The organism is Bacteroides sp. (assembly GCF_052357945.1).
GTDB lineage: Bacteria > Bacteroidota > Bacteroidia > Bacteroidales > Bacteroidaceae > Bacteroides.
On the sequence record NZ_DAWCXD010000153.1, the window covers coordinates 1 to 10662 of the forward strand.

Annotated in this window: 7 protein-coding genes; 3 read left to right on the plus strand and 4 right to left on the minus strand. The window is 39.2% G+C overall.

Annotation, left to right across the window (positions count from 1 at the left end; genetic code table 11):
* Positions 1 to 95: 95 nt before the first annotated feature.
* Together ACT8YW_RS19395 and tsaD are read right to left on the minus strand one after the other, a co-directional pair.
* The gene (locus tag ACT8YW_RS19395) at positions 96 to 1328 is read right to left on the minus strand and encodes a competence/damage-inducible protein A (protein WP_444106843.1); all 1233 of its coding nucleotides are present in this window, start codon (positions 1326 to 1328) and stop codon (positions 96 to 98) included.
* A 44-nt stretch (positions 1329 to 1372) separates the two neighbouring features.
* Positions 1373 to 2392, minus strand: a complete 1020-nt coding sequence (gene tsaD, locus ACT8YW_RS19400) for a tRNA (adenosine(37)-N6)-threonylcarbamoyltransferase complex transferase subunit TsaD (protein WP_004306076.1) — start codon at positions 2390 to 2392, stop codon at positions 1373 to 1375.
* Between the two features lie 200 nt (positions 2393 to 2592).
* Between tsaD and ACT8YW_RS19405 the strand changes: the two genes are divergently transcribed.
* Positions 2593 to 7047 carry a translocation/assembly module TamB domain-containing protein gene (locus ACT8YW_RS19405; protein WP_444106844.1) on the plus strand — a complete coding sequence of 1485 codons (4455 nt, stop codon included), beginning with the start codon at positions 2593 to 2595 and terminating at the stop codon, positions 7045 to 7047.
* An 87-nt stretch (positions 7048 to 7134) separates the two neighbouring features.
* Here the strand turns inward: ACT8YW_RS19405 and ACT8YW_RS19410 are convergent, their stop codons facing one another.
* Together ACT8YW_RS19410 and ACT8YW_RS19415 are read right to left on the minus strand one after the other, a co-directional pair.
* Positions 7135 to 7992, minus strand: coding sequence for a PepSY-like domain-containing protein (locus ACT8YW_RS19410; protein WP_444106845.1), 858 nt, complete (start codon positions 7990 to 7992; stop codon positions 7135 to 7137).
* Positions 7993 to 8013: 21 nt separating this feature from the next.
* On the minus strand, positions 8014 to 8451 hold the full coding sequence (locus tag ACT8YW_RS19415; protein ID WP_004306079.1) for a PepSY-like domain-containing protein: 438 nt from the start codon (positions 8449 to 8451) through the stop codon (positions 8014 to 8016).
* A 317-nt stretch (positions 8452 to 8768) separates the two neighbouring features.
* On the opposite strand from ACT8YW_RS19415, the gene ACT8YW_RS19420 reads away from it, so the two are divergent.
* Entirely contained in the window at positions 8769 to 9920 is a 1152-nt protein-coding gene (locus tag ACT8YW_RS19420; RefSeq protein WP_444106846.1) for a COG1470 family protein, read from the plus strand.
* A gap of 3 nt (positions 9921 to 9923) precedes the next feature.
* On the plus strand, positions 9924 to 10662 hold a 739-nt coding region (locus tag ACT8YW_RS19425; RefSeq protein WP_444106847.1), incomplete at its 3' end, for an ABC transporter ATP-binding protein.

Here is a 10662-nt window from a genome sequence, read left to right on the forward strand (position 1 = left end):
CTATACTTATTTCAAACAGGACGCAAAGTAAGCACTTTTATCCGTATAAAACAAGAATTTCCTAAAATAATTCACTTCCAGGCCCCTATTTTTCTTTATTTGAGTAAATCACGGAGCATTAATAGTGCATTATTGCCTGCTCTTTCGATATTCATGCTTCTTCCGCGGTTCGTTTCCTGTTTGTAAGTACGAATTTCGTTTTTATAACCAGCGGCTATCCAAACAGTTCCCACCGGCTTCTCGGGAGTACCCCCTCCAGGACCTGCTATCCCTGAAGTAGCAACGGCGCAATCGGTTTTTAGTGCTTTCATCGCACCTTTTACCATTTCAATCACAGTTTCTTCGCTGACGGCCCCATGTTGCTCCAATGTTTCGGAGGAAACGTGTAAAAGTCCCATTTTTACTTCATTAGAATAGGCTACTATGCTTCCGTTAAAATATTCAGAACTACCGGCAATGGAGGTCAAACGTGCGGCAATACTGCCTCCGGTACAACTTTCTGCGGTGGAAACGGTCAATTTCTTCTTTTTTAAAAGTTCACCGACTATAACTTCCAATGGCGTATCTTCTTCACCGAAAATGTCTTCACCAAGTATTTTCTCTAATTTTACCTTTTCACGTTCAAGAAGAACTTTTACTTCTTCCCTGTTTTGTCCGCGTCCTGTCAGTCTAAGACGAATAATCCCCAGCTTAGGCAAATATGCCAATTTGATACATTCTGGCAGAGCACTCTCCCACGGTTCCAGTTTTTCTGCCAATACGGATTCCGGATAGTGTTGTACAAGAAATGTTTGATGCATAATTACATCCGTTTGAAACCTCTCGTGCAGCTTAGGTAATACACTTTCTGTCATTACGGCAGTCATCTCTTGCGGAACGCCCGGCATGGAAACAAGTACCTTTCCATCTCTTTCGAACCAGCTGACAGAAGCACTTCCTACAGGATTATTTATCACTGTACAATCTTTCGGAACCATTGCCTGGCTTTTGTTGAGTGCATTCATTGGTATTTTCCCTGCCAGTACCCGTTTTACATTTTCGAATACTTCTTCGCTGAAAACCAGTTCTGTATGAAAGTATTTGCATAAAGTTTGTTTGGTGATATCGTCTTTGGTAGGTCCGAGTCCTCCGGTTACTAAAACAATATTCACCCTTTCCATCGCATTATCAATTGCTTCCAAGATTTCCTTTTCCCGGTCACGGATTGAAACAATACGAAGAACCTCAATGCCTATTTTATTTAATTCCTGCCCCATCCAGGCTGAATTAGTGTCGACAACCTGTCCTATCAACAGTTCGTCGCCAATGGTTATTATTTCGGCAAACATACTTCTTAGTTTTTATCCTATTATATATAATAAGGTATACCCAATTATAACGTCACACGAGAATAAGCCGGAAGATCAATAGAACAAAAGTCCTTATCCAGATATTTGAAATATCCGGTAATGGCGATCATGGCTGCATTATCAGTCGTATAACTAAATTTAGGGATAAAAATGTTCCAGCCATATTTCTCGGCATGTTCCCGGAAAGCATTACGCAATCCATTATTTGCAGAAACTCCTCCGGCCACAGCTATTTCATTAATCTTATATTCTTTGGCGGCTTTTCGTAATTTATCCATCAGAATATCCACTACAGTAGCCTCCAATGATGCTGCAAGATCTACTTTATGGTGTTCTATGAAATCAGGATCTTCCTTTAACCAGTCGCGTAATGAATATAAAAAGGAAGTTTTCAATCCGCTGAAGCTGTAATCTAAACCAGGAATATGCGGTTTGCTGAATGTAAAAGCTTTCGGATTTCCCTGACGAGCCAGTTTATCAATGATCGGTCCGCCGGGATAACCAAGTCCCATCACTTTAGAGCATTTATCAATAGCTTCACCTGCGGCATCGTCAATAGTCTGTCCAAGAATCTCCATATCATTATAGGCTTTGACCAGTATGATTTGTGAATTTCCTCCAGATACCAGCAAACAGAGAAATGGGTAAACAGGTTGTCTCTCTTCTTCTCCTTCCGCTTTAATAAAATGAGCTAAAACATGTCCGGTCAAATGATTAACATCAATCATTGGGATGTTTAAAGAACGAGCGAATCCTTTTGCAAAGGAGACTCCAACAAGCAAAGACCCCATCAATCCCGGTCCGCGAGTGAAAGCTACCGCGCTCAACTCTTCTTTGGTGACGCCGGCACGTTTTAATGCTTCATGTACTACCGGTACGATGTTTTGTTGGTGTGCCCGTGAAGCCAACTCGGGTACTACTCCACCGTATGCTTCATGTACGGCTTGACTTGATACCACATTTGACAGCAAATAACCATCCTTGATTACGGCTGCCGACGTATCGTCACAGGAGGATTCAATTCCTAAAATTATTGCACTCATAAGTATTTAAACTATTAAACGGTGCAAAAGTAATCATAAAACTACGATTCGTAACGAACTATTTTATATTTTTGTTCGCAAAATAAAAGTTATCGCATATCAGAACGCTGAAAAAGACTGTACGCTGGGTAGTAGGTATTGTACTGGGAGTATATATCGGGACTATTGTTTTGCTGAATATACCAAACATTCAGCAAGCAATGAGTGTATTTGTAGCTGAAGAACTTTCTGAAGTTTTAAATACAAAGGTAGTGATTGGTAGAATTAATATGGGTCTATTGAACCGTATTATTATTGATGATGTATTGCTTGACGATCAGAGTGGTCAGGAAATGTTCAAAGTCACACGTTTGTCCGCCAAGTTCGATATTATGCCCTTTTTTAAAGGAAAGATATCCATTAGCAGTGTCCAGCTTTTCGGATTTAATATCAATCTCCGGAAAGAGACTCCGGATTCCCCTCCTAATTTTAAGTTTGTTTTGGATGCTTTTGCTTCCAAAGATACCGTGAAGAAAGAAAACTCCCTTGATTTGCGTATTAATTCCATCCTGATTCGTCGTGGAAGGATGTCTTATCATGTGTTGTCGGAAGAAGAAACACCGGGGAAATTTAACGCTAAGCATATTCAGCTTCAAAATATCATCGCTAATATATCGCTGAAGGCATTAAGTAAGGACTCTTTGAATTTAGGGATCAAGCGATTGAGCCTTGATGAAAAAGCATCCGGCTTCTCTTTGAAAAAAATGAGTTTGAAACTGGTTGCCAATAACAAGCAGACAAACATTGATAATTTTACAATAGAATTGCCCGAAACCTCTCTCAAGCTTGATACCATTCATTTGGAGTATGATAGTTTGAAAGCTTTTGACCGTTTTACAGAACAGGTGCATTTCTCTTTCCGTACTTTGCCATCGCAAGTTACTTTAAAAGATATTTCTCCTTTTGTCCCTATCCTCTCGCATTTCAAGGAACCGGTGACGTTGGATATGGAGGTGAAGGGAACTGTGGATCAGTTGACTTGTTCGCATCTGGAGATTACAGCCGATGACCGTCAGTTCCGTCTGCGAGGAGATGTATCGCTTCAGGACTTATCGCGTCCACAAGATGCGTATGTATATGGAACTCTTTCCGAACTTTCGGCCAATACCCGCGGAGTCGGTTTTTTAGTGCGTAATTTGAGTCCTAATTATAATGGAGTTCCTCCTCTTCTCGAACGTTTGGGCAACGTGAGTTTCCAGGGAGAAATTTCGGGATACTTCACGGACTTAGTTACTTATGGACAATTACAAACGAGTCTTGGAAATGTAAAGACCGACTTAAAATTGAGTTCTGATAAGACAAAAGGATTGTTTGCGTATTCCGGAGCTGTCAAAACAGAGAATTTTCAACTAGGTAAATTATTGGATAATGAGGAATTGGGAGAAATTACTTTCAATCTGGATGTACATGGCCGGCATATTGCTGACCACTTGCCTGCCGTAGAATTGAAAGGACTGATTGCTTCGATAGATTATAGCAGATATAGATATGAAAATATCACACTGGACGGAGAATACAAACAAGGCGGATTTAATGGAAAGATTGCGTTGGATGATCCTAATGGCTCTATTTATCTGAATGGAGACGTAAATGTTGCATCCAAAGTTCCTACTTTTAATTTTCTTGCAGTAGTCAATAAAGTACGCCCACATGATTTGAATCTTACGACCAAATATCCTGATGCAGAGTTCTCTTTAAAACTGAAAGCCAATTTTACAGGTGGATCAGTGGATGAGATGATTGGAGAAATCAATGTGGATAGCTTGGAATTTACAGCTCCGGATAAAGCATATTTCATGCAGAATATGAATATCCGGGCAACCAAACAAAATGGAGAAAATCAGCTTAGATTGACTTCCGAATTCCTGAAAGCAAGCATAGAGGGAAAATTCCAATATCACACATTGCCTGCCAGTATTCTGAATATTATGCGGAAATATGTGCCGTCTTTGATATTACCTCCCAAGAAGCCGATTGAAACCCATAATAACTTTTTGTTTGATATACATATATATAATACGGACATTTTATCTACGATATTTGATATACCGTTAACGGTATATACTCATTCTACGTTGAAGGGATATTTTAATGATGCTTTACAACGCTTGCGTGTAGAGGGATATTTTCCCCGTCTGCAATATAAGAACAACTATATTGAGTCAGGTATGATTCTGTGCGAGAATCCGGCAGATCATATTCGTGCACGGGTTCGTCTGACTAATTTGAAAAAGAAAGGAGCAGTCAATCTATCTCTGGATGCACAAGCTAAAGATGACAATGTCAGTACGACTTTGGATTGGGGAAATAATGCTGCAGCAACATATAGCGGGAAATTAGCAGCTGTTGCCAAATTTCTACGTACAAGCGGAGAAAAGTCATTGTTGAAAGCGATGGTGGATGTGAAGCCTACTGATGTTATTTTAAATGATACTCTCTGGAAGATACATCCTTCGCAGGTGGTGGTCGATTCCGGACGAGTGGATGTGAATAATTTCTATTTTAGTCATCAGGATAGGTATGTACGTATTAACGGCCGGCTTTCCGAGAATCCTAAAGATACTGTAAAGGTTGATCTAAAGGATATAAATATGGGATATGTATTTGATATTGCAAGTATATCCGACGATGTAAATTTTGAGGGCGATGCAACAGGAACGGCTTATGCAAGCGGAGTGTTTAAAAAGCCTATCATGAATACCCGTTTATTTATAAAGAATTTCTCACTCAATCACGGTCGTTTGGGTGAACTGGATATATATGGTGAGTGGGATAATGAAAACAGAGGTATCCGGTTGGATGCATCCATTCAGGATATATCTCCTTCTCCGTCGCGTGTCACGGGTATTATTTATCCATTAAAACCCGAGAGCGGACTTGATTTAAATATTGAAGCAAATGAATTGAATCTGAAATTCCTCGAACATTATATGAAGTCTATTGCCAATGATATTAAAGGGCGAGGAACAGGAAAAGTACATTTCTATGGAAAATTTAAAGGATTGAACCTGGATGGTGCGGTTATGACAGATGCATCCATGAATTTTGATATTTTAAACACACATTTTGCGGTAAAAGATACTATTCATTTGGCTCCTACCGGATTGACATTCAATAATATACATATCTCTGATATGGAAGGGCATTCGGGGAGAATGAATGGATATTTGCATTTCCAGCATTTTAAGAACCTAAACTATCGTTTCGAGATACAGGCAAATAATATGCTTGTGATGAACACAAAAGAATCGACAGATATGCCTTTCTATGGTACGGTATATGGTACCGGGAATGTATTGCTCTCTGGAAACGCCATACAGGGGCTCGATGTAAATGTGGCCATGACTACAAATCGAAATACTACCTTTACCTATATTAATGGTAGTGTAGCATCGGCTACTAGCAATCAGTTTATCAAATTCGTGGATAAAACACCTCGTCGTACTATCCAGGATTCTGTTCAAGTAATTTCATATTACGAACAAATACAGCAAAAACGTCAGGAGGAGGAAGAGCAGAAAACAGATATCCGTTTGAATATTCTCGTGGATGCAACTCCCGATGCCACCATGCGAATCATTATGGACCCTATTGCCGGAGATTATATCAGCGGAAAAGGTACGGGAAATATCCGGACGGAATTTTATAATAAGGGCGATGTGAAAATGTTTGGTAATTACCGGATCAATCAAGGAGTATATAAATTTAGTTTGCAGGAAGTGATTCGTAAAGACTTTATTATCAAAGATGGAAGTACAATAACGTTCAATGGTGCACCTTTGGATGCTAACATGGACATACAAGCTTCATATACAGTGAACTCTGCCTCTTTGAATGATTTGATACCGGATGCTTCGGCTATTATACAACAACCCAATGTGCGTGTAAATTGTATCATGAATCTAAGTGGTATGCTGGTACGACCGACTATCAAACTGGGTATTGAGCTTCCGAATGAAAGAGATGAAATACAAACATTGGTACGTAATTATATCAGTACGGAAGAGCAAATGAATATGCAGATTCTTTATTTGCTGGGTATTGGCAAGTTCTATACGGAAGATGCCCGTAATAATAATCAGAATTCGAATGTGATGTCATCGGTGCTCTCATCTACTCTCTCCGGCCAGTTGAACAATGCACTTTCACAGGTCTTTGAAACGAATAACTGGAATATCGGTACGAATTTGAGTACGGGTGATAAGGGTTGGACAGACATGGAAGTAGAAGGTATTTTGTCGGGACAATTATTGAATAACCGTTTATTGATAAACGGAAACTTCGGTTATCGGGATAATCCGATGGCTAATACTAACTTTGTAGGAGACTTTGAAGCAGAATGGCTGATTACCCGTTCGGGAGATATTCGTTTGAAGGCTTATAATGAGACAAATGACCGTTATTACACAAAAACAAACTTGACTACACAAGGTGTAGGTATCATGTATAAAAAGGATTTCAATAAATGGAGTGATCTATATTTCTGGAATAAATGGCGGTTACGCAATAAGCGGAAACGGGAAGAAGCTGAAAAGGTGAAACCGCAACAAACGGACAGTATCACTGATAAAACTGCTAAATCGGCAGTGAAAAGAAAACGTGTACAGGAGCAGTAAAAAATAATAAACGATGACATATCCACCAGGAATTATGTCATCGTTTGTTGTTTTTGAGAATTATGTTTCAGAATTATGCACTTTGACCTATGAAAGGACAGTACCGTTCTCGCCTATGTTTACTACTTTATCTACATCCCCCTTCTCAAGTTCAATTCGATAATATATGGTACCATCTGCTTTTTCAATATACTCCGCTTCGTCAAAACGATATTCTCTATATTGATTATTGAGAGTACTGTTTACCGCTTCAGGCAATTCGTCCTGACGTACTTCCCATGAAGTAGAATACCAATTTCCAGTCTGGTTGAACAATACATCTTTTGAGATTCCATTATGAATGATATCTACCTCTGTAGATCCAAAATCCCAATCATTTCTATCATCTTCAACGTCTACTTCCATGATTCTTGCATTCGGATACTTTTCATTGATGAAGTTTTTCATAGCTTCAGTCAATTGTACAGGAAGATGTTCGCTGTTATCATTATCAGTGTCTACAATGTTTTTAATCAGAGTTCCATCAGCAGAATAATACAAATCGACCTCCTGATTCTGCTTTTCGACTTCAATTACGAAAACAGTTTCAACGCCTGTCCGTTCCAGTTTGTCTATATCATCCCGCTTCCATGAGGCATATTCGCTGTTCTCAAAAGACATTTTTACTGCTTGTGGTAATGCATTGTAAGGAATGTCCGTTTCTGTCATTTGCCATTTACCATCTTGGGTGAACCATGCAGATGCTTCATATCCGTCATAGAAATCTGCTACATAATATCCAGACTTAGTTTCCCACTTCACATTTGCAGCATTAGGGAATTTGGATGAAAATGCACTTTGAAGTTCGGCAGGAACAGCTATTGAACCATCGTCATCGTTGTCACAACTTTGCAGACTCCATGTGACGCTTAGTGCCAGTAAAAGTGTATAAATCTTTAGTTTCATCTTTGTTCAATTTAAATAGGTTTAGAAATCAATATCAATCAAATTAAATTTCAGGTCAAACTTCAGTTCCGTACGGTTGGACAGTTTTACTTCATAATCTTTCTTATCTCTCTCAATTTTTAGAATTTTAGCATCAGGGTAATTGGTCGTTACGTATTTCTGAATAGCTGCCGGAATAATTGCTGTAGGTACAGAACTATATTTGCAGTTCACTTCTTCCCAGTTGCCTTTGTTGTCAAACTCCACTTTATCGCCATTCGTGAAAATCACTTCATAACTTTTATAAAAGAAATCACTCTCCATTTTGGCTAATGCTACTTTGCTGTCGGCAAAATGCTGTTTGATAAACTGCTGTGCCGGTTGTGGCATTTGAGTTACCTGGATTGGTTTGTCGTCATCTGCACGAGCTACTGTTTGCAAAGTGAAAAGACACACTAATAAGAATACTAACTTTTTCATAATCGTTGTTTTTTAATATTGGTTTTTACTATTATTATTAATTTGATAATGCAAAGATGAGAGGAGAATCTGAAAAGATTTGGGAATTTTGAGAAATTCCGAAAAAAAATCGAAAAAATATAGTGACGCTATCCGGTTAACATAGCGTCACTATACATAAAGGATACCGTCACCATCCTATAGGGATAGTGTCACTATAATTTCTTCCTGAAATTAGATTCTTTAGGATTCTTTTAAAACTACTAATAGATACATCGTTTATTTTTGCACACACAAATTTGACAATATTCATATTAAACAACCATAAGAACTTTTGTATGACTATGAGAACAAATTATTTTTTATTATTAGCTATTCTATTGGGGATGATCCCTATGAGTTACATGCACGCCAATGATTCAATACCTAAGAGCGTGATTCTGTACACACCTTACACAAAAATCTCCGTATCTCCCGGAGCGTCAATTGACTACAGTATTGATCTTATCAACAACACAGACCAGTTGACGAATGCGAATCTTTCTGTCAGTGGATTGTCCGCCAGTTGGAAACACGAAATGAAATCCGGTGGCTGGAGCCTTAGCCAACTATCGGTACTTCCCAAAGAGAAAAAGACTTTCAATTTAAAAGTCGAAGTCCCATTAAAGGTGAATAAAGGTAATTATCACTTTGTGGTATATGCCGGAAACGCCAAACTTCCATTGGATGTGGTGGTTGCTCAAAAAGGAACATACCAGACTGAATTTACTACCGACCAACCCAACATGCAGGGAAATTCTAAATCAACCTTCACTTTCAGCGCCACTTTAAAGAATCAGACTGCCGACCAGCAGCTATATGCTTTGATGGCTAATGCACCCAGAGGTTGGAATGTAGTTTTTAAACCTAATTATAAGCAAGCCACTTCTGCACAAGTGGAAGCCAACAGTACTCAAAATGTAAGTATAGATATTACTCCTCCTGCCAATGTAGAAGCCGGCAGTTACAAAATTCCGGTACGCGCCGCTACAGGTACCACTTCTGCCGAATTGGAACTGGAAGTGGTTGTTACTGGCTCTTATCAAATGGAACTGACTACTCCCCGTGGGTTATTGAGTACAGATGTCACAGCAGGTGATATAAAGAAAATAGAACTGGAAGTCAGAAATACAGGTTCTTCATTACTGAAAGATATTCAGCTGTCTGCTAATAAACCTGCTGACTGGGAAGTAACTTTCGAACCTTCAAAAATCGATGCACTAAAAGCCGGAGAGACATCAACGGTTATGGCTACTTTGAAAGCTTCTAAAAAAGCATTGCCAGGCGACTATGTGACTACCATCATGGCAAAAACTCCTGAAGTAAATGCAGATGCGCAGTTCAGAGTTGCAGTAAAAACTCCGATGATATGGGGATGGGTAGGCGTTCTTATCATTATTGCCACCATCGGCGTGGTTTACTATCTGTTCCGTAAATATGGAAGGAGGTAAATTATGGGCGAACAAGTGATCGTACTTACCGATTTGACCAAACAATACGGTAATTTCACTGCTGTAGATCATATTCGCCTGAATATCCGGAAAGGAGAAATCTTCGGATTACTGGGGCCGAATGGCGCTGGAAAATCAACTACTATCTTAATGATGTTGGGATTGACAGAGCCTACTTCGGGAACAGTTGAAATTTGTGGAATCAATTCTACTACACATCCTATTGAAGTAAAAAGGAAAATAGGTTATTTGCCAGAAGATGTAGGATTCTATGATGATATGACAGGACCGGAGAATTTGATCTATACAGCGCGATTAAATGGTATTTCTGATAAAGAGGCAAAAACTAAGGCTATGGAACTGATGAAGCGGGTAGGCCTTGAAGATCAGTTAGCCAAAAAGACCGGGAAATATTCTCGTGGTATGAGACAGCGGTTGGGATTGGCTGATGTACTTATTAAAAATCCGGAGATTATTATTCTCGATGAGCCGACTTCAGGGATTGACCCTGCAGGTGTTCAGGAATTTATCGAACTGATTCGCTGGTTGAGTAAAGAAGAAGGACTGACAGTGCTTTTCTCTTCCCATCATCTGGATCAAGTACAGAAAGTGTGTGACCGGGTAGGTTTGTTCAGTAATGGCCAATTACTTGCTTTGATCGATATGGCAGAATTGAAAGATAAGAAGCAGGAATTGTCTGATATTTATAACCATTATTTTGAGGAAGGAGGAGAAAGACATG